We start from the raw sequence: 22,481 nt of genomic DNA on the forward strand, positions 1-22,481 counted from the left end.
AAGCGACGTCTTCTCGATAAGCAACCATTAATTTGTAATTTAAAATTTCCAGTGACTTTTAAATGGAAACTTCCAAAAGGATGTTGTATTCTTATAGGTATTGAATTGGGGTTTTCTGTTATTAGAAGGCCCATCATGAATAAGGAAGGTGGAAGATTGAAGCAGATTTTCAGCATTGTCAGGCAGGATTTTAGGAATTTACGCAGGGTACCGTTAGTTGCGTTACTACTAATCGGTTTAGCCTTTTTGCCGTCATTGTATGCATGGTTTAATATTGCTGCATCGTGGGATCCATATAGCGAGACGAGTCAAATTAAGGTAGCAATTGTCAATGAAGATAGTGGCACAGAGCTTGAAGGGAAAGAAATGAATATAGGGCAAGAGCTCGTTGATCAATTAAAAGATAATGATCAAATGGGTTGGACCTTTGTGAATAGGCAGGTAGCTGAAGAAGGAGTAAGAGATGGTGATTATTATGCTGCGGTCTATATTGACGAGGATTTTTCGAAACAATTAACAAGTGTGGTGGATGGTGAACCAGAGGCACCGGAAGTCAGATATGAGGTAAATGAAAAATTAAATGCGATTGCACCAAAGATGACATCTGCAGGCGCTTCCGCATTAGTTGAACAGATCAGTGAGAATTTCTTAGCCGAAGCATCAAAAGCTCTATTCACGGAATTTAACAATATCGGTATTAAGTTAGAGGAAGAACTACCGACCATTCTTAAAGTGGAGAATAATATATTTGCATTAGAAGAACGATTTCCGGAGTTAAATGAACTAGGTGAAAAGATTGTCACGTTAAATGAAGACTGGCCAGAAATGAAGGAAACGATCACAAAAGTAATTGCCTTGGAAGAGAAATTTCCTGAATTAAATCAAGGGGCACAGCAAATACTCACATTAGAAGAAAAGCTTCCGCTCATTAATCAATTAGGTGATCAAGTATTGACATTAGAAGAGCGGTTACCAGAAATTGAAGAGGCAGCAGAGCGATTATCAGAAGCAAGTCAGCAGTTTGGAGAAGTATCAGATCAGTTAAATCGAGCGTTGAAAGGTGTGCAAACAGCGCAAGAGGTGATTGATCGTGTGCAGGAAGCTTTACCGAAGGCCAATCAAATGGCAGCTGATGCTGAAGAATATGTTAAAAGTCTAAATAGCTTTTTATCAGCAAATGAAGGGGCAATTGAGCCCATATTAGATGTTATTACTCAAAATGCAGTTATCATTGAAAATACGGCCAATTCCATTGACCAAGTACTTAAACAACTCGAAAATGACCAAATGAACAATTCGGTCAATCAATCGATTAAAAATTTACAGCAACAATTGCAGACAAATATTACATCAGTTAATCATGCGATTGATATGTTTACGGCGTTAAATCAAAACGGTCAATTTACAACTGTGATTGATTCATTAACACAATTATCACAGCAGTTAACAGCACTTAATGATTCCCTAGCACAAGCGGGCTCAGGTGAGTTATCAAAAGAGCAAATCCAAGTACTTAGGAAACAGGCTCAAGATACCGCCGCTCAAGCGGGTAGACTTGTTGGTTTTATGAACAATGGTGGAAAGCAAGAGATCTTAAATGGCATGCAACAATTGAATGAGACAGCACAAAAAGCTGCGGGCGATTTAGAGAAAATTCAACAAGACATGCCAAATATAGAAGAAGTGCTGACAAATGCAGAAGGAATTGCTGAGACAGGTGAAGCACAGCTCAATCAAATCATTGCTGACTTACCGGCAATCGAGGAGAAAATAGGTGAAATCGTTGCAAAGATTGAGACGGATTTACCCAAAGCAGTTGATGCCGTTCATAAGGCAAGCGACTTTATTCGAAATGACCTCCCAGGTGTGGAAGAAAAAGTTCATCAAGCAAGTAACTTTGTCCGTAATGACCTCCCTAAAATTGAGTCAGAATTCTCGCGAATAGCGGGCTTAGTGAATGAAAACCTTCCTGAGGTGGAAAAAGGACTTTCTGAAGTTACCGCGTTCATTCAAGGGAATCTTCCTGAGCTTGAGGATTCGGTCCATAAAGCAGCCGATGATATTCGAGATTTTAAGGCAAATAATGATTTGGGAGAAATCATTGCGTTATTAAAAAATGATATTCAAAAAGAAAGTGAATTCTTTAAAGAGCCGGTAAAGCTTGTTGAGGATCAATTATATCCAATCCCGAATTACGGTTCAGCGAATACACCCTTTTATACCGTGTTATGTTTATGGGTAGGTGCACTGTTATTAGCGAACTTATTAAAAACAGATGTCCACCCAAAAGATATGAAAGAGGAGTATTCTATTCGTCATGTTTACCTTGGCAGGCTTGTACTCTTTTTAATCGTTGGCTTTCTACAAGGGTTAATTGTTAGTGTTGGTGATCTTCTGATTCTTGGAACATACGCAGCAAACCCGGTTTGGTTTGTGATATTTACTGTCATTATTGCGATGATGTTTATGACAATGGTCTATACGATTGTCTCAATCTTTGGCAATATTGGTAAGGCGTTAGCGATTATACTCATGGTATTGCAATTATCAGGTGCAGGCGGTACTTTCCCGATTCAAGTTGCACCAGCATTTTTCCAAGCGATTAATCCATTCTTACCATTTACACATGCGATTAATATTCTGAGAGAAGCAGTTGGAGGCATTGTCCCTCATGTCGTCTGGATGAGTTTTCTATACTTATTTCTCTTTTTCGTAGCCTCTTTAATCTTAGGGCTTGTACTAAAAAAACCATTAACGCCTTGGTTAAAGAAGACAGCGGAGAAATCTCGTTCTAGTCGATTAGTTGATTAATATAGAGCTTTTTGTCACTTATCGTGGCGAAAAGCTTTTTTTTGGTGATGTATCATCAAATTTTTTCGATAATTTAATCTACGGTACAGTGTTTGTTGGTGGCGATAATTTAAAGGGAGTGGGGGGCAGATCTTTTGCGAGGTTGGTAATTAGGCAAGTCGCTCTGTTTGAAAATGTGAAGGGGTACATAGTTACAAGGGAAAGCAAAGGGATAAGTAGCGCAAAACAGATTTGTGACTTTCCTTAGTGGAAGCGTAAATGTTTAGCAGTTCTTTTCGGATGATGTGGCTTATACCTATCATCGTCACAAAATCTGAATTGTTCTCCTCATCCGTTTTACTTCGTCTTTTCCATTGTTTGTGGTTTTGTGACGCCAGAGAAAAAAGAATAATTTAACATGAACCTACTATTGAAGTATGTGCAGATGGTTGTCCTATTTTTAAAACAAAGATGAAAACACGATATTCAAGATTGAGCCTGCATACAGACTGTTGAGCGAGGTTAGAGGACATCAGGATTTGAATGGTAACGCTTTCTTTCACTATCTCGCTCATATGCTTATGACTTAATCGTTAACCCTTGATTCTAAATAGTGACATGTTAAGATAGATAACGTTGAAAAAAGTACGGAAACGAAGACACAACTTTTAAGGAGTGTTTGTGTAAATGTTAGAGAATAAGACAGTGGCTTTTTTTGGTGCAGGTTCAATGGCGGAGTCAATGATTTCAGGAATGATTCATGCGGAGAAGGTACCAGCACAGCAAATTTATGTAACAAATAAATTCAATGGGGATCGGTTGACAGAAATAAAGGAAAGATACGGTGTTCATACAATGTTACAAAAGGATTTACCGTATGAAGAGGTTGATTATTTTATTATGGCAATGAAACCTTATGGCGCAGAAGAAGCCCTTGCCTTTTTAAAAGATAAAATCAGACCCGATCAAGTGGTTGTTTCTGTATTAGCAGGTATTTCTACTTCATATATGGAAGAGAAGCTAAATGATGAGCAGCAAGTCATTCGGGTGATGCCAAATACATCTAGTATGATTCAAGAATCGGCTACAGCGATGTCTCTTGGTTCTTATACACAGAAGCGACATGAAAGAGATGTGAAAGATTTACTTGCTTGCATGGGAGAAGTATTTATCATTGAAGAAGAGCAGATGGATGTTTTCACAGGTCTTGCAGGGAGTGGCCCTGCCTACTTCTACTATCTAATGGAAGAGATGGAGAAGGTGGGTGTAGAACAAGGATTAGAGGCCAAAAAAGCACGGAAAATTATTGCTCAAACGATATATGGAGCAGCAAAAATGGTTCTGGAAAAAGGCGAAGCACCGATTGTTTTACGTGAGAGAGTGACCTCACCTAATGGTACAACTCATTCGGGTGTCGAAGCATTAAAAGCTCATCACGGCGGAGAAGCGATTTCCGAAGCTGTTCAACATGCTGCTGCACGTTCGAAGGAAATTAGAGAAGAGTTAGAAAAAGTAGCACATTAATATAGTGGAAAAATTGGCAGCGGAAATCACCGCTGCTTTTTGTATGCCTCTATACAGGAAGTTAAAGAATAGAGATAGAGGTGAAAACAAGTGACACTTATTACAACATTTGAAGATAAGCGGCGAGAGAAGCAGTTAAAATATGAAAAATCAGTGCTAAAGGAGATCTCAATAAAGGATCTGAAAGAACAAGTCAAGCACTTATTCGGATCATCTCGTTTGTTAACAGGTTTAATGAACCATGCGGGAATAGAGGAAGCTTGCTATGATATGGCGATCGAAGCGTATCTTTTAGGCGCACATTATAGTCATTTTGGTACTAGTGGTGAGACGGCTACTACTGTACAACATAGATGTAAAGGGGATCTTACGCATTTTACGAATACTCTGTATCATTTTTTCTTATATTGGGCGCAAAATGAAGAAGGGGCTTATAGTGAATCCCTAATCTACAGTTGTGAACAGTATATCTATAGTTGGTGGATGGAAGGGTTTGAAAATGGTCGAAAAAGGCATAAATTAAGACTGCATTAAATCGTTCTAATCATTCTCCTTGTCCCATATATATATTTTGAGGACGAGCGGGGAGTGGTAATCGGTGAAGAAGAAATTAAAAGTAATTGGTTTTATAACTGGACTGGCTATTTTATTCTTTATTTTGCAATATGACTTTTCTGAAGATGATTCCTGGAACGCTTGGAATCTTCCTTTATCCGGAAAGGTTATCCTTCTTGACCCTGGTCATGGCGGTCCGGATGGTGGAGCAGATAATGGAAATGTCTTGGAGAAAGATATTGCCCTAGAAGTTTCTTTGAAGCTACGTGATTACCTTCAAGAACAAGGAGCCGTGGTGATGATGACACGAGAAGGTGATAGGGACTTAGCCGCAGAAGATACTAAAGGCTATAGCAGGCGAAAAGTAGAGGATTTGAAAAAGCGCTTAAATATGATTAACCATAGTGATGCTGATTTTTACGTGAGTGTACATTTGAATTCAATCCCTTCTCCTAAATGGAGAGGAGCACAAACCTTTTTTGCTTCTCATATAGATGGAAATGCACGAGCGGCTAAATTTATCCAAGATGAACTCATCGCTAACTTAGAAAATACGACAAGACGGGCGAAGGAATTAGAAAATGTCTATATTCTTGATCATTCAAAAAAACCAGGTGTCCTTGTAGAAGTAGGCTTCCTATCTAATCAGAACGAGCGGACCTTACTACAAAGCGACGATTATCAAAATAAAATAGCAGCCTCCATTTACAATGGCATAATGCGCCATTACTCTAATGAGAAAGAGATTGTGATTGAAGATTAAACGCGGACAAAAGATTTGTTCGTGTTTTTATTTTCTAAAAATCCCTTCGTGGAAAATATAAACATTTATACAAATAGATCTTTAAGATATTTTAGGCATTGTATAAAGACTGATATTCTAATATGTGTTAGAATGACAATTAGAGTTATTCTAATGAAGAAACGATTTTAAAGGGGTGTAGGATAGATGATTAATGAACAAAAAGTAAGAGAAGCCATTGAGGGCTTACAAGAACCTTTTTTACATAAAACACTCGGGGAACTTCAAGCGATTGAAGAGATTAAAGTAAAAGAGGAGAAGGCTCATGTCAGTGTAAAAATATTGATCGCCAAGACTGCAACAGCTGAACAATTACAATTGCAAACTGAGATTGTGAATCGAATTAAAGCAGCTGGTGCAGAATCCGTGGGTATCCGTTTTAATGAACTACCGGCTGAAACACTAGAAAAACATAGACAAGCAATGCCTGAAGAAGATAAGGGTCTACTATCACCGAATAGTAAAACGAAATTTATTGCTATTGCTAGTGGTAAAGGTGGCGTTGGGAAATCAACAGTATCTGTCAATATGGCTGTCGCTCTTGCTAGGCAAGGAAAGAAAGTCGGTCTAGTAGATGCAGATATTTATGGGTTCAGTGTCCCTGATATGATGGGTATTATGAAGCGTCCTGTGGTAAGAGGTGAGCGCATAATTCCTGTAGAACGTTTTGGTGTTAAGGTTATTTCTATGGGCTTCTTTGTAGAAGATAATGCACCAATTATTTGGAGAGGTCCAATGCTTGGTAAAATGCTCAATAGCTTCTTTAATGAAGTAGAGTGGGGAGATCTTGATTATCTTCTATTAGATTTACCACCAGGAACAGGTGATGTGGCGCTAGATGTTCATACAATGCTTCCATCATGTAAGGAAATCATCGTAACTACTCCTCACCCTACGGCAGCTTTTGTTGCTGCACGTGCTGGTGCGATGGCTATTCGTACTGAACATGAAATCTTAGGCGTAATTGAAAACATGGCTTTCTTTGAAAGTAAAGTTACAGGTGAAAAAGAGTATGTCTTCGGTCATGGTGGCGGAGAAAAACTTGCAGAAGAACTAAGAACAGAGGTAATTGGTCAATTACCACTGCAGCAGCCTGATTGGAGCGAAGAAGATTTCGCACCATCTATTTACGACGCAGATCATCGTTTAGGAAAAATCTATACAGAAATTGCACAACAAGTAATTAAAAAAGCATAATAAGAAAGCATTTGGATGTTAAATCCAAATGCTTTCTTATATTTTTATTCTTCTCCAGAACCTTCTTGGCCGCTTTCTCCTTCACCGCCACCTTCACCACCTTGTTCACCGCCACCACCTTCGCTACTACTTCCGCCGCCTTCTTTACCTTCTTTACCTTCTTTACCTGATTGTGATTCTTCGGCCGCTTTCATAAGAACGTCCTGTAATTTTGCCTTAAAGAGCGGGCTTTCAAAGGTTTCAGTAATGACTGTTTGCAAATGCGCCCTAAATTCTTGACTTTTCATCACTTCTGTTAATTTTTTCTCCATTTCAGGATCCTTTAGAATGTCCATCATCATTTTTTGATAATCTGGATCCTTCATTAAGTCCTTGAGTAACTCCTCATTCTCTGACTTCATGCTTTTAGCCATTGTTTCAGCAAACGCTGGGTCTTCAAATGACTTTTTCCAAAACTCTGTGCCTTTTTCAGATGTCAGTGTACTCTCGATTGTTTCTGTCACCATATTTTGGTCCATTACTAGTTGTTGTTTTATTTTTTCATCAGCCATTAAATCTTGTAATGCTTGTTTTCCGTCATCCGTTTTTAGTATATCTACAATCATTTTCTTTGTTTGATCATAGTCCATGTGCTCACTACCTGATTGCGAACATGCTGTTAAGGTTAGAATGAGGAGCAATGGAATAATAAAAAGGCTTTTTTTCATGTTAAACTGCCTCCTAAAATAAATATCCCGTACTAATAGAATGAAGAAAATCTGTCAATATTATGCGTAAATTGCGGATTGCCTAGATTTTTCAAGTAAAGATTTGGTACAATCATTAAGTGATAATAACGTTATGGGGGAAAAGGAATTGACTAGCCGTGCTTGGATCAAATTTTTTATAACCACATTACTTGTCGGTGGCGTTGCAACAGGGGTTATTGGTTTTGTCGTGCGTTGGGATGAATTTTCTCATTTATTTACCAATTTTGATGCGTTGGAAATACTATCTGTTCTTTTTTGGTTATTCGGTGTTGGTTTAATTTTTAGTATTATTAGTCAAATGGGATTTTTCGCATATTTAACAGTGCATCGTTTTGGGTTGGGTATTTTTAAGTCTCATCAATTATGGAATGCTGTGCAAATTGTGTTGGTTTTATTTGTGCTATTTGATTTAGTGTACTTCCGTTATAAAGCTTTTGCGGATGCAGGAGATAGTATTCTTCCTTATTTAGGACTTGCAGGTTTTGTTTTAATAGCCGGTGTAGTTATTGCGGCCTTGAAAGTATCCACTACGAATAAACATGCTTTTGTACCAGCGTTGTTTTTTATGGTGGTCGTGACAACGATTGAATGGGTGCCGGTATTAAGAGTAAACGAAGAAAGTTGGTTATGGTTAATGGTTCTACCTTTAATCATTTGTAATGCTTATCAATTACTCGTGTTACCAAAATATAATGCAGAATCTGCCCGTCAAAGAGAAAGATTGGAAGCAAAAAAGTCGTCTGTTTAACCAGGCGACTTTTTGCTGTTTAATTAATTTCTTCTGCCGTTGCATTGGCATTGGCCATCATTTCTGAAATAGTAACTAACTCAAGCTGTTCCTTTTTGAACCCATTTATGATAGAAGGCAATGCTTTGGATGTTTGTTTCACTGAATCAGATGCATGCATCAATACGATTTCTCCATTTTCAGCTTCGAGTACTTTTTGAATAATTTTATCTGTACCTGGATTTGTCCAGTCTTTAGAATCTAAACTCCAATGCACAACTGTATAGCCTAATTGTTTTGCTGCTGCTAAGGTCTTTTTGTCAAAGTGACCAGTAGGTGGTCTAACATATTTAATATCCTTAATATTTAACTTAGCAAACGCGGTTTGTGCTCTAGCTAAATCTTGTCTGATTTTATCTTCTTCTAGCTCTGTATAGTCTTCGTAATTATAACCCAGTATACCGATTTCATATCCAGATTTAGCAATACGTTCGACAATATCAGGGTGGCTCTCAGCCCATGAGCCTGATAAGAAAAATGTAGCAGAAGTGACTTTTTCTTTCTTTAATAAATCTAAAATAGGCTCCGCCTTTTCATCTCCCCAACCAATATTAAAAGTGAGAGCTACTCCTTTCTCCCCTTTATATAATGCCTTCGGTGCGTCTTTTGTAGAAAAAACAGGTAAATGAATCGTTGTTTCCATAAACATAAACATTGCTGTAAAAAATGCAGCTACCAAAATTAAAGTCATTTGTTTTAATCTCTTTGCATGAAATACATAAAAGAACTTCATTCTTATTCACCTCGTCCCAAATACATCCTTGTCCTATATCTATGCAAAAAAATTAAAAACATGATGAATTTATCATTATAAAATGAGTGGGGATGGGTAATATAGTGATAGCTTGTCAAAGAGAGGGTGGAACAATCGTTGATCGGGTTATTACTAAATGGAAAAGAGCAACAAGAAATTGAATACTTATTAAAGAGAGAGATGGATGAAATATTGTTCGATTTAGAAGATGAGCGAATTGCAGATGTTGTTAAAGTTGCAATGAAAGAGAAGTATGAGATACTTTTAAGCTTATTCAAAAGGGTTGTTCCAGCAGATGAATATGCTCATTATAAATTAAATGAAAAAAAGAATAAAAAAATAAAAAAAAGTCATTGACGTTTTAAAAGATATGGTGTTATTATATTAAAGCAGTCGTTAGTGACATCAACTATTAAAAAAGTTTTTAATAAAAAAACAAAAAAGTTGTTGACAAAAACGAGCTTAAATGTTAAATTAATAAAGTCGCTTCTGAAGCGAACGAGATTGTTCTTTGAAAACTGAACGAACGTAAAACGTCAAGCGTAATTCTAAAAAAGCTGATTTATCAGCAACAAAGCACCATAGGTGCAAATGAGCTAATCAAACACTTTATTGGAGAGTTTGATCCTGGCTCAGGACGAACGCTGGCGGCGTGCCTAATACATGCAAGTCGAGCGAATCTGAGGGAGCTTGCTCCCAAAGATTAGCGGCGGACGGGTGAGTAACACGTGGGCAACCTGCCTGTAAGACTGGGATAACTCCGGGAAACCGGGGCTAATACCGGATAATATCTATTTATACATATAATTAGATTGAAAGATGGTTCTGCTATCACTTACAGATGGGCCCGCGGCGCATTAGCTAGTTGGTGAGGTAACGGCTCACCAAGGCGACGATGCGTAGCCGACCTGAGAGGGTGATCGGCCACACTGGGACTGAGACACGGCCCAGACTCCTACGGGAGGCAGCAGTAGGGAATCTTCCGCAATGGACGAAAGTCTGACGGAGCAACGCCGCGTGAGTGATGAAGGTTTTCGGATCGTAAAACTCTGTTGTTAGGGAAGAACAAGTATCGGAGTAACTGCCGGTACCTTGACGGTACCTAACCAGAAAGCCACGGCTAACTACGTGCCAGCAGCCGCGGTAATACGTAGGTGGCAAGCGTTGTCCGGAATTATTGGGCGTAAAGCGCGCGCAGGCGGTTCCTTAAGTCTGATGTGAAAGCCCACGGCTCAACCGTGGAGGGTCATTGGAAACTGGGGAACTTGAGTGCAGAAGAGGAAAGTGGAATTCCAAGTGTAGCGGTGAAATGCGTAGAGATTTGGAGGAACACCAGTGGCGAAGGCGACTTTCTGGTCTGTAACTGACGCTGAGGCGCGAAAGCGTGGGGAGCAAACAGGATTAGATACCCTGGTAGTCCACGCCGTAAACGATGAGTGCTAAGTGTTAGAGGGTTTCCGCCCTTTAGTGCTGCAGCAAACGCATTAAGCACTCCGCCTGGGGAGTACGACCGCAAGGTTGAAACTCAAAGGAATTGACGGGGGCCCGCACAAGCGGTGGAGCATGTGGTTTAATTCGAAGCAACGCGAAGAACCTTACCAGGTCTTGACATCCTCTGACAATCCTAGAGATAGGACTTTCCCCTTCGGGGGACAGAGTGACAGGTGGTGCATGGTTGTCGTCAGCTCGTGTCGTGAGATGTTGGGTTAAGTCCCGCAACGAGCGCAACCCTTGATCTTAGTTGCCAGCATTTAGTTGGGCACTCTAAGGTGACTGCCGGTGACAAACCGGAGGAAGGTGGGGATGACGTCAAATCATCATGCCCCTTATGACCTGGGCTACACACGTGCTACAATGGATGGTACAAAGGGCTGCAAGACCGCGAGGTTTAGCCAATCCCATAAAACCATTCTCAGTTCGGATTGTAGGCTGCAACTCGCCTACATGAAGCCGGAATCGCTAGTAATCGCGGATCAGCATGCCGCGGTGAATACGTTCCCGGGCCTTGTACACACCGCCCGTCACACCACGAGAGTTTGTAACACCCGAAGTCGGTGGGGTAACCTTTTGGAGCCAGCCGCCTAAGGTGGGACAGATGATTGGGGTGAAGTCGTAACAAGGTAGCCGTATCGGAAGGTGCGGCTGGATCACCTCCTTTCTAAGGAATATACGGAATTAACTTGATGTTAGACTGTTCGTTCAGTTTTGAGAGTATAATCTCTCAATTCAATCGTTCTTTGAAAACTAGATAATGTAATGAAGAAGATTACCGAGTAATCGCCACCTTAGTTATTTTCTCTCTATTTAATAGTAATAGAGTAAAGATACTAAACTTTTTTAAGAAAACACAACCGTGAGGGTTGTGAGAAGCAAGCAGTTCAAGGAAGCGAGCGAGGAAACACCGGAGTGTGCGTCTTGTGCACATGAGGATGTTGACGAGTGAGCTGACGCCGAAATGCGTAGCTTATCGCAAGCCGAACAATGGTTAAGTTAATAAGGGCGCACGGTGAATGCCTTGGCACTAGGAGCCGATGAAGGACGGGACTAACACCGATATGCTTCGGGGAGCTGTAAGTAAGCTTTGATCCGGAGATTTCCGAATGGGGAAACCCCCTATCCGTTATGGGATAGGATCCATACCTGAATACATAGGGTATGGAAGGCAGACCCGGGGAACTGAAACATCTAAGTACCCGGAGGAAGAGAAAGCAAACGCGATTCCCTGAGTAGCGGCGAGCGAAACGGGATTAGCCCAAACCAAGAGGCTTGCCTCTTGGGGTTGTAGGACATTCTATACGGAGTTACAAAGGAACGAGATAGACGAAGAGGTCTGGAAAGGCCCGCCATAGGAGGTAAAAGCCCTGTAGTTGAAACTTCGTTCCCTCCAGAGTGGATCCTGAGTACGGCGGGACACGAGAAATCCCGTCGGAAGCAGGGAGGACCATCTCCCAAGGCTAAATACTCCCTAGTGACCGATAGTGAACCAGTACCGTGAGGGAAAGGTGAAAAGCACCCCGGAAGGGGAGTGAAAGAGATCCTGAAACCGTGTGCCTACAAGTAGTTAGAGCCCGTTAATGGGTGATAGCGTGCCTTTTGTAGAATGAACCGGCGAGTTACGATTACATGCGAGGTTAAGTTGGACAGACGGAGCCGTAGCGAAAGCGAGTCTGAATAGGGCGAATTTAGTATGTGGTCGTAGACCCGAAACCAGGTGATCTACCCATGTCCAGGGTGAAGTCCAGGTAACACTGGATGGAGGCCCGAACCCACGTACGTTGAAAAGTGCGGGGATGAGGTGTGGGTAGCGGAGAAATTCCAATCGAACTTGGAGATAGCTGGTTCTCTCCGAAATAGCTTTAGGGCTAGCCTCATGCGTAAGAATCTTGGAGGTAGAGCACTGTTTGGACTAGGGGCCCTCATCGGGTTACCGAATTCAGACAAACTCCGAATGCCAAAGATTTATCCATGGGAGTCAGACTGCGAGTGATAAGATCCGTAGTCAAGAGGGAAACAGCCCAGACCACCAGCTAAGGTCCCAAAGTATACGTTAAGTGGAAAAGGATGTGGAGTTGCTTAGACAACCAGGATGTTGGCTTAGAAGCAGCCACCATTTAAAGAGTGCGTAATAGCTCACTGGTCGAGTGACTCCGCGCCGAAAATGTACCGGGGCTAAACGTATCACCGAAGCTGTGGATTGAACATCGTTGATGTTCAGTGGTAGGAGAGCGTTCTAAGGGCGTTGAAGCTAGACCGTAAGGACTGGTGGAGCGCTTAGAAGTGAGAATGCCGGTATGAGTAGCGAAAGATGGGTGAGAATCCCATCCACCGAATGCCTAAGGTTTCCTGAGGAAGGCTCGTCCGCTCAGGGTTAGTCGGGACCTAAGCCGAGGCTGAAAAGCGTAGGCGATGGACAACAGGTTGATATTCCTGTACCACCGTATTCTGTTTGAGTGATGGGGGGACGCAGGAGGATAGGGTAAGCGCACTATTGGATGTGCGTCTAAGCAGTTAGAGGGACCATGAGGCAAATCCCATGGTCACATACCTTGAGCTGTGATAGCGAGGGAAATTTAGTACCGAAGTTCTTGATTCCACACTGCCAAGAAAAGCCTCTAGCGAGGAATAAGGTGCCCGTACCGCAAACCGACACAGGTAGGCGAGGAGAGAATCCTAAGGTGAGCGAGAGAACTCTCGTTAAGGAACTCGGCAAAATGACCCCGTAACTTCGGGAGAAGGGGTGCTCATTAGGGTGTTAAAGCCTTGATGAGCCGCAGTGAATAGGCCCAGGCGACTGTTTAGCAAAAACACAGGTCTCTGCGAAGCCGCAAGGCGAAGTATAGGGGCTGACGCCTGCCCGGTGCTGGAAGGTTAAGAGGAGAGGTTAGCTCACGCGAAGCTTTGAATCGAAGCCCCAGTAAACGGCGGCCGTAACTATAACGGTCCTAAGGTAGCGAAATTCCTTGTCGGGTAAGTTCCGACCCGCACGAAAGGCGTAACGATCTGGGCACTGTCTCAACGAGAGACTCGGTGAAATTATAGTACCTGTGAAGATGCAGGTTACCCGCGACAGGACGGAAAGACCCCGTGGAGCTTTACTGTAGCCTGATATTGAATTTTGGTACAGCTTGTACAGGATAGGTAGGAGCCTTAGAAGCCGGAGCGCTAGCTTCGGTGGAGGCGTCGGTGGGATACTACCCTGGCTGTATTGAAATTCTAACCCACATCCCTTATCGGGATGGGAGACAGTGTCAGGTGGGCAGTTTGACTGGGGCGGTCGCCTCCTAAAGAGTAACGGAGGCGCCCAAAGGTTCCCTCAGAATGGTTGGAAATCATTCGTAGAGTGTAAAGGCACAAGGGAGCTTGACTGCGAGACCTACAAGTCGAGCAGGGACGAAAGTCGGGCTTAGTGATCCGGTGGTTCCGCATGGAAGGGCCATCGCTCAACGGATAAAAGCTACCCCGGGGATAACAGGCTTATCTCCCCCAAGAGTCCACATCGACGGGGAGGTTTGGCACCTCGATGTCGGCTCATCGCATCCTGGGGCTGTAGTCGGTCCCAAGGGTTGGGCTGTTCGCCCATTAAAGCGGTACGCGAGCTGGGTTCAGAACGTCGTGAGACAGTTCGGTCCCTATCCGTCGTGGGCGCAGGAAATTTGAGAGGAGCTGTCCTTAGTACGAGAGGACCGGGATGGACGCACCGCTGGTGTACCAGTTGTCTTGCCAAAGGCATCGCTGGGTAGCTATGTGCGGAAGGGATAAGTGCTGAAAGCATCTAAGCATGAAGCCCCCCTCGAGATGAGATTTCCCATAGCGCAAGCTAGTAAGATCCCTGAAAGATGATCAGGTTGATAGGTTAGAGGTGGAAGTGTGGCGACACATGTAGCTGACTAATACTAATCGATCGAGGACTTAACCAAAAACGAAAAGCGAAAGCGCCTTGTTCAGGCGCCGCAGCTAGACAGCACTACGTAAGTAGTCGCGTCAGCAACGCATAGGCGATTACTCAAAACAATCTTCTTCAACATTACCTAGTTTTCAGAGAATGATTTAAAATTTCTCTTGAAATTTTCATAAAAGACGTTATAATAATAAATGTCTTTAATAAGTCCGGTGGCGATAGCGAGAAGGTCACACCCGTTCCCATACCGAACACGGAAGTTAAGCTTCTCAGCGCCGATGGTAGTTAGGGGCTGTCCCCTTGTGAGAGTAGGACGTTGCCGGGCATACATATTATCATATTATTCCGCAGTAGCTCAGTGGTAGAGCATTCGGCTGTTAACCGAACGGTCGTAGGTTCGAATCCTACCTGCGGAGCCATTTTAAACAAAATCAAAGATATTTAGCTGATGCTTCCATAGCTCAGCAGGTAGAGCACTTCCATGGTAAGGAAGAGGTCACCGGTTCGAGCCCGGTTGGAAGCTCTGGTAAGAACTTTAAATATTTTTGGCCCCTTGGTCAAGCGGTTAAGACACCGCCCTTTCACGGCGGTAACACGGGTTCGAATCCCGTAGGGGTCACCATTTTGGAGGATTAGCTCAGCTGGGAGAGCATCTGCCTTACAAGCAGAGGGTCGGCGGTTCGATCCCGTCATCCTCCACCATTTCAATTTACTATAGATGGGCCGGCCTAGCTCAATTGGTAGAGCAACTGACTTGTAATCAGTAGGTTGGGGGTTCAAGTCCTCTGGCCGGCACCATTTTAATATATTTATGTCGGAGGGGTAGCGAAGTGGCTAAACGCGGCGGACTGTAAATCCGCTCCTTCGGGTTCGGCAGTTCGAATCTGCCCCCCTCCACCATTTCAATTTTATTTGAATGAAAATCCAAAAAGCGGACATAATATAATTAGTCCTTTTTATTTTGTTTTTTTACATACGATGGGCTATAGCCAAGCGGTAAGGCAACGGATTTTGATTCCGTCATTCGCAGGTTCGATCCCTGCTAGCCCAGCCATTTTCGAGCCATTAGCTCAGTTGGTAGAGCATCTGACTTTTAATCAGAGGGTCGAAGGTTCGAGTCCTTCATGGCTCACTTAATCCTTAAACATTTTATGTTTAAGGATTTTTATTTGTTATCTTGTATTTTTCCCATGAGATTAAACATAAGGCAATTACCCACATACTTCTTGTATGAGATATCACAGGGCCTTTCTTTGTACAATCCTTTAAGCTGACTTAACTAAGTAAGCAGAGGAAGCGCATCTATTTTTGGTGATTTGTAATTCAATCTGTGTTTAGAAATATATCATTTTCCGTTTGTGTTGTGCTATCCTGCACACAGTAATTGACCCAGAGCAATAATAAATGCCCTTTTTTTGTATAGATATACAAAATTTTGCACAGTTGAACCATTAGAATGTAACCGTTTACAATAGAGAGAGAATTCATTCTTTAGTAGGGGGAGCAACTAAATGAAAAACATTTCAATTATTGGTATGCCGATGGACTTGGGACAATTACGAAGAGGGGTAGACATGGGGCCAAGTGCCATCCGATATGCGGGCATTGAAAATAGATTACAAGAACTTAATCACCAAGTTGATGATTTAGGTGATATTGAAATAGGTAGGTCGACTGAACAAATAGATAAGGAAACAGGTTTAAGAAACTTGGACTTAATTGCAGAAAAGACTAAAATCTTAGCAGATCAAGTTGATGGGGTAGTAAAAAAAGGAGCATTTCCTCTTGTTTTAGGAGGGGATCATAGTATCGCTATTGGTACGTTAGCTGGTTTATTACAGCATTATCATAACTTAGGTGTGATTTGGTACGATGCACATGGGGACTTAAATACAGCAGAAACTTCGCCATCCGGTAATATTCATGGGATGTCCTTAGCAGTCGCTCTAGGATATGGGCATCCATTGTTATTAGAGGTAGGAGGAGTCCATAAGAAGTTGAAGCCTGAAAATGTTGTGATTATAGGAGCAAGGTCTTTAGACCAAGGCGAAAGGGATTTGATTAAAGCCAAGGGAATAAAAGTCTTTACGATGCATGAAATTGATCGCTTAGGGATGCCAAGGGTAATGGAAGAGACGATTAGTTATTTACAAGACCGAACAGATGGTGTTCACCTTTCGTTAGATTTAGATGGTCTTGATCCATCTGATGCACCTGGTGTGGGTACACCAGTTATGGGGGGGATAAGTTATCGAGAGAGCCACCTTGCTATGGAAATACTGGCAGAATCCCAAATGATTACTTCGGCCGAATTTGTTGAGGTTAATCCAATATTAGATGAAAGAAATAAAACAGCTGATGCAGCGGTGGCCTTAATGGGCTCGCTATTCGGTGAAAAATTACTATAAAGTGAAAGAAGCTTGAGTCGATGCTCAAGCTTCTTTTTTTAATGTTAATGTATAGTATCTATTAATTAGGTTGTCCAATTCAATGCTCGCTTTAAGAACTTGGTGGTTTGAAAATGAAGAAATAGAAGCAAGTTCAACCATTTTAGCTCTGTGTATTTCAATATCTTTTAATAGTTCCTCCGTATACATGAGATCATTGTCCTTTCCATTTGAAAATTTTATTCCAGCACGTAGACAATTTTTAAATGTATGGTCTCTTGTTCGTTGGAGCAAAAATATTGAAGGGAAGGTCTTTTTTCCTTCGTCAACACACTGGTTTTAAATCCTTTATACCCAGTATGAAAATTAATTAAACTACTTTAGTTAAAATTTGTTAAAATATTATGTGATAACTCTTATATAACCAAAGTACTTATGGAGGAAAAGGAACCTAATAAAAAATATGTGAAACCTTTTTGCTATCGATTCGTAAATGATTATCGATAAGCCGCATAGAGCGGGGGTAAATAGATGGAATTGTTGGTGAAGAAAAGAATTAAACAAGTATTAAAAGGAGATCAAGATGCTTACGCTGAAATAGTAGAAATATACAAAGACAGAGTATATCATATCTGTTATCGAATGTTGGGTAATCAACATGAGTCTGAAGATATTGCACAAGAAGCTTTCTTACGAGCATATGTAAATATACAAAGCTTCAATACGAACTTAAAGTTCTCAACATGGTTATATCGCATTGCAACAAACCTATGTATTGACCGGATCAGGAAGAAAAAGCCTGACTATTATTTGGACGCGGAAGTAGCAGGAACAGACGGTTTAAATATGTACTCACAAATTCCCGCGAGTACGAAACTACCTGAAGAAGATGTAGAAAAAATGGAGTTGCAGGAAACCATACAAATGGAAATTTCAAAGCTACCGGAAAAATATCGATCGGTCATCGTGCTTAAGTACATTGAAGAACTATCCTTGAATGAAATCAGTGAGACCTTAGATCTACCATTAGGCACTGTGAAAACGAGGATTCATAGGGGAAGAGAAGCTTTAAGAAAGCAATTACGCTACGTATAAGAAGGTGATTTCAGTGAAATGTAATGAAGAAATTATTGAATATATGCATGAATATTTAGATGAAGAAATAACAGATGAGCATAAACAATTACTCAAAACACATATAGAGCAATGTGAAGAATGCCGCATGCATTTTCATGAACTAAAGCGAGCGATTGCCTTTGTCCAGAGTACGTCACATTTCCAAGCGCCTGCAGGTTTTACTGAGAATGTGATGGCGAGACTGCCTAAAGAAAAGAAAAAAGTAGGTGCACAAAGGTGGCTCAGGAAGCACCCAATGCTTGCTGCAGCATCACTCTTTCTTATCTTAATGTCTGGAAGTGTTCTATCTGCCTGGAATCAAGAAAGTGCATTGTCTGTTTCCAAGCAATCTAATCTAGTGATTGAGAACGATACGGTCATTGTCCCAGAAGGAGAAGTGGTCAAGGGAGATGTTGTTGTTAAGAATGGAAACTTGCAAATAAATGGTGAAGTCGAAGGGGATGCAACGGTCATTAATGGTGAGCAATATTTAGCCTCGGCTGGTAACGTCACAGGAGAAATAAAAGAAGTAGACCAGCTTTTTGAATGGTTATGGTATCACATTAAAAATACAAGTAAAAGTTTAATCTCGACTGTTACACAAGAGGATGAAAAAGAGTAAGGGAATATAGGTCACTGCTATAATGCGGTGGCTTTTTCCTTTGTTCAAAGAAGTGTAAATATGTAATTATTTGTTAATAAATCGCTTAATCTTTGCATATGTAGTAATAAAAATGTAGGATATATTTTAATAACGTTCACGATTGTATACATAACTAGAAAATTGGATTTCATTAGAAATATGGTATAATAAGTAGGTTAAACGACTATTTTAATGGTGGAAATAAATACTTGGAGGAAGGAAAATGTCGCTTTTAGATTTATCTTTCACAGATTTACCTTTATTAAGGCTTTTAGCGAATACAGTAGACATTCTCCTTGTCTGGTTCGTTATATATAAATTAATTATGATTGTTAAAGGGACGAAAGCCGTCCAATTAGTCAAAGGGATATTTATTATTCTGATTGTAAAGGTTTTAAGTGATATCCTTCATTTGCAAACTTTAGGATGGATGATGGAACAAGTTCTCTTATGGGGGGTACTAGCCATTATTATTATCTTCCAACCAGAGTTGCGTCGTGCACTAGAGCAGCTTGGTAGGGGTAAATTCTTCGTTAGAAGTGGTAACCAAGAAGAGATGGATCAAGATCAATTAGTTACTGCAATTGTAAAGTCTGTTGATTACATGGCTAAGCGGAGAATTGGTGCGCTAATTTCGATTGAACGTGAAACTGGTATGGGTGACTATATTGAAACTGGTATTCCATTGCATTCCAAAATATCATCAGAATTACTTATTAATATCTTTATTCCCAATACACCATTACATGATGGCGCCGTTATTATACAGAAAAGTCAAATTGCAGCTGCTGCATGTTACTTGCCTTTATCAGAAAGTCCTTTTATCTCTAAAGAGTTAGGTACTAGACATAGAGCAGCGATGGGAATTAGTGAAGTAACAGATAGTATCACCATTATTGTGTCTGAAGAGACAGGTGGAATATCTGTAGCGAAAAATGGTGAACTTACACGCGATTTGAAACTCGATCAGCTCAAAGAACTTTTAAATGAGAAGCTTATTCACTCAGCTAAATCAAAACAATCTTCTTCCACTCTTTGGAACTGGAGGGGAAAGAAAAATGGATAAATATATTGATAAGCTCATTGATACCAGATGGTTTATGAAGGTAGTGGCTTTATTAATTGCTCTGCTCCTGTTTGATTCGGTTTATGATACGAATAACGATAATAGAAGTATCAATGTACCTGGAGATGATGGCTCAGCTGTCATTGAAAATGTTCCGCTCACAGCTTACTATGATACAGATAATCTTGTCGTTTCCGGACTTCCAGAAACAGTGGCTGTTACTTTAGATGGCCCAAGGAGCCATTTGGAAAATGCGAAGGCACAGCGGAACTTTGAAGTGTTTGTGGACTTATCAGATGCAGAAATTGGTCGACAAGAAGTAGAGGTAGGGATTAAAGATCTATCCGATAAGCTTGAATATATAATTGACCCTTCTACTGTAGATGTAACAATTGATGAAAAAGTAACTGAAGAGTTCAATGTGGAAGCAGAATTTAACAATAGTTTACTTGAAGAAGGTTACAAGGCCGAAGCAGCACTTGCTGAACCTAGTACAGTCAAAATAACAGGTGCCAAAAATGTGATTGAATCGATTGCTTATGTCAAAGCAACTGTTAATACAAAAGGTTCTATAACGGAATCATTTACAGAAACAGCCGCGATTAATGTGCTCGATCGTAATATGAATAAATTAGATGTAGATGTAAATCCAGGTGAGGTGGAGGTTTCGGTCGATGTGAAGCGTTTAAGTAAGACGGTGCCCATCGATATTGTTGAAACCGGGAGCCTTCCTTCGGGAGTTGAGTTAGACTCTCTTAAACTCAGCCAAACAGAAGCAACCATTTTTGCTCCAGAAAATGTTCTAAATGATGTAAAAACGGTTAGGGTAGAGGTCGATTTAAGCAAACTCGATAAAGATCAGGAAATAAAATTACCTGTGATCATCTCTGACGGAATTACTAGTGTTGATCCTAAAGAAGTGACGGTTAATGCCAATGTGACTGTTAAGGAACAAGAAGCACCAGAAGATAGCAGCAGTGAGGAAGAAGAATCACAAGTACAAGAACAAGAGCAGGAACAAGCCGCAAATGAACAAACAGTGAATCGAACCTATTCAGGCATGCCGATAACAATCACAGGATTAGACGACCAATATGATGTGACATTTCAAAGCCCTGATGAAGGTGAGACAAGCTTGAAGGTTTCTGGTAATGAAAAGGATATGAATAGTTTAAGTAAAGGTGATTTTACCCTATCTATAGATGTATCTGGCCTTAATCCTGGAGAACATGAGGTGAATATTCAATTAGACGCACCTCCTGGTGTTGAGTCCCAACTTGAGAGTGAGACGGCAATAATCAATATTACAGAAAAAGAATAGATGGAACAGCAGAGGAAAGTGAAGGAGCGATTAATAATGGGAAAATATTTTGGTACGGATGGCGTTCGCGGAGTGGCAAATAGTGAGTTAACGCCAGAGTTAGCCTTTAAACTAGGTAGATTTGGTGGATATGTATTAACAAAAGATCAAGAACGCCCAAAAGTTTTAATTGGGAGAGATACAAGAATCTCAGGACATATGCTTGAGAATGCACTGGTAGCAGGCCTTCTTTCTATCGGCGCAGAAGTGATGCGACTCGGCGTTATTTCTACTCCAGGTGTTGCCTATTTAACGAAAGCATTAGATGCAGAGGCGGGCGTAATGATATCTGCTTCCCATAATCCTGTTGCGGATAATGGAATTAAGTTTTTTGGTCCAGATGGCTTCAAGCTTTCAGATGCACAGGAAAATGAAATCGAAGAACTAATGGACAAGGAGAATGATTCCCTACCACGACCAGTTGGTGGTGATCTTGGACAAGTGAATGATTACTTCGAAGGCGGACAGAAATATCTGCAATACTTAAAGCAATCTGTTGATGATGATTTTTCTGGCATTCATATCGCTTTAGATTGTGCACATGGAGCGACTTCATTCTTAGCAAATCATTTATTTGCTGACTTGGATGCCGATTTATCGATGATGGGTGCTTCACCCAATGGGTTAAATATTAATGAGGAAGTGGGCTCTACACATCCAGAAGCCTTAGCTGCTTTTGTGAAAGAAAGAGGAGCGGATGTAGGGCTTGCCTTTGATGGTGATGGCGATCGGTTGATAGCTATCGATGAAAAAGGGCAAGTGGTAGATGGTGACCAAATCATGTTCATTTGTGCGAAGTACTTGAAAGAACAAGGTAGACTTAAAGAGGATACCGTTGTTTCTACAGTAATGAGCAACCTTGGTTTCTATAAGGGATTAGAAGCAAATGAGATGAAAAGTGTGCAAACGGCAGTCGGTGACCGCTATGTTGTAGAGGAAATGAAGAAGAGTGGTTATAGTTTAGGTGGCGAACAATCTGGCCATATTATCTTCCTTGATCATATCACGACAGGTGACGGGCTCCTTTCTGGTTTACAACTAGTGAACATTATGAAGGTGACAAACAAATCACTTTCAGAGCTTGCGAAAGAAATGCAAAAGTTCCCACAAAAGCTCGTTAATATTAAAGTAACGGATAAACACCATGTAACAGATAATGAAAAGGTTAAAGCTGTTATTAGTGAAGTTGAAAAAGAAATGAATGGTGAAGGACGTATTCTTGTCCGTCCTTCAGGAACTGAACCGCTTGTTCGCGTCATGGCAGAAGCAGCTACAGAAGAGGCTTGTGAAGCATATGTAAACCGTATTGCTGCTGTTGTAGAAGAAGAAATGGGACTAAAATAAGCGTGTAAT

General features: G+C 41.1%; 16 protein-coding genes, 8 tRNA genes and 3 rRNA genes. 24 read left to right on the forward strand and 3 right to left on the reverse strand.

The window, feature by feature from the left end; genetic code table 11:
* The first annotated feature begins 135 nt into the window (after window positions 1–135).
* From MHI57_RS16320 to MHI57_RS16340, 5 genes are all read left to right on the forward strand, one after another.
* Complete coding sequence (locus tag MHI57_RS16320; protein ID WP_340977287.1) at window positions 136–2,811, forward strand: YhgE/Pip domain-containing protein; 2,676 nt, start codon at window positions 136–138, stop codon at window positions 2,809–2,811.
* 666 nt (window positions 2,812–3,477) lie between these two features.
* The gene (proC, locus tag MHI57_RS16325; RefSeq protein ID WP_095371082.1) at window positions 3,478–4,314 is read left to right on the forward strand and encodes a pyrroline-5-carboxylate reductase; all 837 of its coding nucleotides are present in this window, start codon (window positions 3,478–3,480) and stop codon (window positions 4,312–4,314) included.
* A gap of 90 nt (window positions 4,315–4,404) precedes the next feature.
* Window positions 4,405–4,848 (forward strand): DUF2521 family protein, encoded by a 444-nt coding sequence (locus MHI57_RS16330; protein WP_095371081.1) that lies wholly within the window; start codon window positions 4,405–4,407, stop codon window positions 4,846–4,848.
* A gap of 64 nt (window positions 4,849–4,912) precedes the next feature.
* Complete coding sequence (gene cwlD, locus MHI57_RS16335) at window positions 4,913–5,632, forward strand: N-acetylmuramoyl-L-alanine amidase CwlD (RefSeq protein WP_224938745.1); 720 nt, start codon at window positions 4,913–4,915, stop codon at window positions 5,630–5,632.
* Window positions 5,633–5,818: 186 nt separating this feature from the next.
* On the forward strand, window positions 5,819–6,868 hold the full coding sequence (locus MHI57_RS16340; protein WP_095371079.1) for an Mrp/NBP35 family ATP-binding protein: 1,050 nt from the start codon (window positions 5,819–5,821) through the stop codon (window positions 6,866–6,868).
* A gap of 44 nt (window positions 6,869–6,912) precedes the next feature.
* Here MHI57_RS16340 and gerD read toward each other — a convergent pair whose 3' ends face one another.
* Entirely contained in the window at window positions 6,913–7,575 is a 663-nt protein-coding gene (gerD, locus tag MHI57_RS16345) for a spore germination lipoprotein GerD (protein ID WP_095371078.1), read from the reverse strand.
* 148 nt (window positions 7,576–7,723) lie between these two features.
* Between gerD and MHI57_RS16350 the strand changes: the two genes are divergently transcribed.
* Window positions 7,724–8,365, forward strand: a complete 642-nt coding sequence (locus tag MHI57_RS16350) for a KinB-signaling pathway activation protein (RefSeq protein WP_095371077.1) — start codon at window positions 7,724–7,726, stop codon at window positions 8,363–8,365.
* 19 nt (window positions 8,366–8,384) lie between these two features.
* Here MHI57_RS16350 and pdaB read toward each other — a convergent pair whose 3' ends face one another.
* On the reverse strand, window positions 8,385–9,137 hold the full coding sequence (gene pdaB, locus MHI57_RS16355) for a polysaccharide deacetylase family sporulation protein PdaB (RefSeq protein WP_095371076.1): 753 nt from the start codon (window positions 9,135–9,137) through the stop codon (window positions 8,385–8,387).
* 138 nt (window positions 9,138–9,275) lie between these two features.
* Here pdaB and MHI57_RS16360 point away from each other — a divergent pair, with 138 nt between their 5' ends.
* The 13 genes from MHI57_RS16360 (at window position 9,276) to rocF (ending at window position 16,964) form a co-directional block, all read left to right on the forward strand.
* Window positions 9,276–9,515, forward strand: coding sequence for a hypothetical protein (locus tag MHI57_RS16360; protein ID WP_095371075.1), 240 nt, complete (start codon window positions 9,276–9,278; stop codon window positions 9,513–9,515).
* Window positions 9,516–9,767: 252 nt separating this feature from the next.
* Window positions 9,768–11,316: ribosomal RNA gene (locus MHI57_RS16365) — 16S ribosomal RNA — on the forward strand.
* Between the two features lie 325 nt (window positions 11,317–11,641).
* Window positions 11,642–14,575, forward strand: a 23S ribosomal RNA gene (locus MHI57_RS16370).
* 189 nt (window positions 14,576–14,764) lie between these two features.
* Window positions 14,765–14,881, forward strand: a 5S ribosomal RNA gene (rrf, locus tag MHI57_RS16375).
* Together the 16S, 23S and 5S rRNA genes with 8 tRNA genes alongside form the textbook arrangement of a ribosomal RNA operon.
* Window positions 14,882–14,900: 19 nt before the next feature.
* A tRNA-Asn gene (locus MHI57_RS16380) sits at window positions 14,901–14,975 on the forward strand.
* A gap of 31 nt (window positions 14,976–15,006) precedes the next feature.
* Window positions 15,007–15,079, forward strand: a tRNA-Thr gene (locus tag MHI57_RS16385).
* A gap of 24 nt (window positions 15,080–15,103) precedes the next feature.
* Window positions 15,104–15,178: transfer RNA gene (locus MHI57_RS16390), tRNA-Glu, on the forward strand.
* A gap of 4 nt (window positions 15,179–15,182) precedes the next feature.
* A tRNA-Val gene (locus tag MHI57_RS16395) sits at window positions 15,183–15,258 on the forward strand.
* 20 nt (window positions 15,259–15,278) lie between these two features.
* Window positions 15,279–15,354: transfer RNA gene (locus MHI57_RS16400), tRNA-Thr, on the forward strand.
* An 18-nt stretch (window positions 15,355–15,372) separates the two neighbouring features.
* Window positions 15,373–15,456 (forward strand) — tRNA-Tyr (locus tag MHI57_RS16405).
* Window positions 15,457–15,535: 79 nt separating this feature from the next.
* A tRNA-Gln gene (locus tag MHI57_RS16410) sits at window positions 15,536–15,610 on the forward strand.
* Window positions 15,611–15,615: 5 nt separating this feature from the next.
* Window positions 15,616–15,688 (forward strand) — tRNA-Lys (locus MHI57_RS16415).
* 379 nt (window positions 15,689–16,067) lie between these two features.
* Window positions 16,068–16,964: an arginase gene (rocF, locus tag MHI57_RS16420; protein WP_307315846.1), complete on the forward strand. Its 897-nt coding sequence runs from the start codon at window positions 16,068–16,070 to the stop codon at window positions 16,962–16,964.
* Between the two features lie 24 nt (window positions 16,965–16,988).
* Here rocF and MHI57_RS16425 read toward each other — a convergent pair whose 3' ends face one another.
* Entirely contained in the window at window positions 16,989–17,153 is a 165-nt protein-coding gene (locus tag MHI57_RS16425) for an aspartyl-phosphate phosphatase Spo0E family protein (RefSeq protein ID WP_095371073.1), read from the reverse strand.
* A 321-nt stretch (window positions 17,154–17,474) separates the two neighbouring features.
* On the opposite strand from MHI57_RS16425, the gene sigW reads away from it, so the two are divergent.
* The 5 genes from sigW (at window position 17,475) to glmM (ending at window position 22,472) form a co-directional block, all read left to right on the forward strand.
* On the forward strand, window positions 17,475–18,038 hold the full coding sequence (gene sigW / locus MHI57_RS16430; protein WP_095371072.1) for an RNA polymerase sigma factor SigW: 564 nt from the start codon (window positions 17,475–17,477) through the stop codon (window positions 18,036–18,038).
* A gap of 13 nt (window positions 18,039–18,051) precedes the next feature.
* Window positions 18,052–18,681: an anti-sigma factor family protein gene (locus MHI57_RS16435; RefSeq protein WP_095371071.1), complete on the forward strand. Its 630-nt coding sequence runs from the start codon at window positions 18,052–18,054 to the stop codon at window positions 18,679–18,681.
* A gap of 244 nt (window positions 18,682–18,925) precedes the next feature.
* On the forward strand, window positions 18,926–19,768 hold the full coding sequence (gene cdaA / locus MHI57_RS16440) for a diadenylate cyclase CdaA (protein WP_095371070.1): 843 nt from the start codon (window positions 18,926–18,928) through the stop codon (window positions 19,766–19,768).
* Window positions 19,761–21,089, forward strand: coding sequence for a CdaR family protein (locus MHI57_RS16445; protein WP_340977300.1), 1,329 nt, complete (start codon window positions 19,761–19,763; stop codon window positions 21,087–21,089). Before cdaA ends, MHI57_RS16445 begins: the two co-directional genes overlap by 8 nt.
* A gap of 36 nt (window positions 21,090–21,125) precedes the next feature.
* On the forward strand, window positions 21,126–22,472 hold the full coding sequence (gene glmM, locus MHI57_RS16450) for a phosphoglucosamine mutase (RefSeq protein WP_322910229.1): 1,347 nt from the start codon (window positions 21,126–21,128) through the stop codon (window positions 22,470–22,472).
* Window positions 22,473–22,481: the final 9 nt, after the last annotated feature.

The sequence above is a fragment of the Cytobacillus sp. FSL K6-0129 genome (genome assembly GCF_038007625.1).
Lineage (GTDB): Bacteria > Bacillota > Bacilli > Bacillales > Cytobacillaceae > Cytobacillus > Cytobacillus kochii.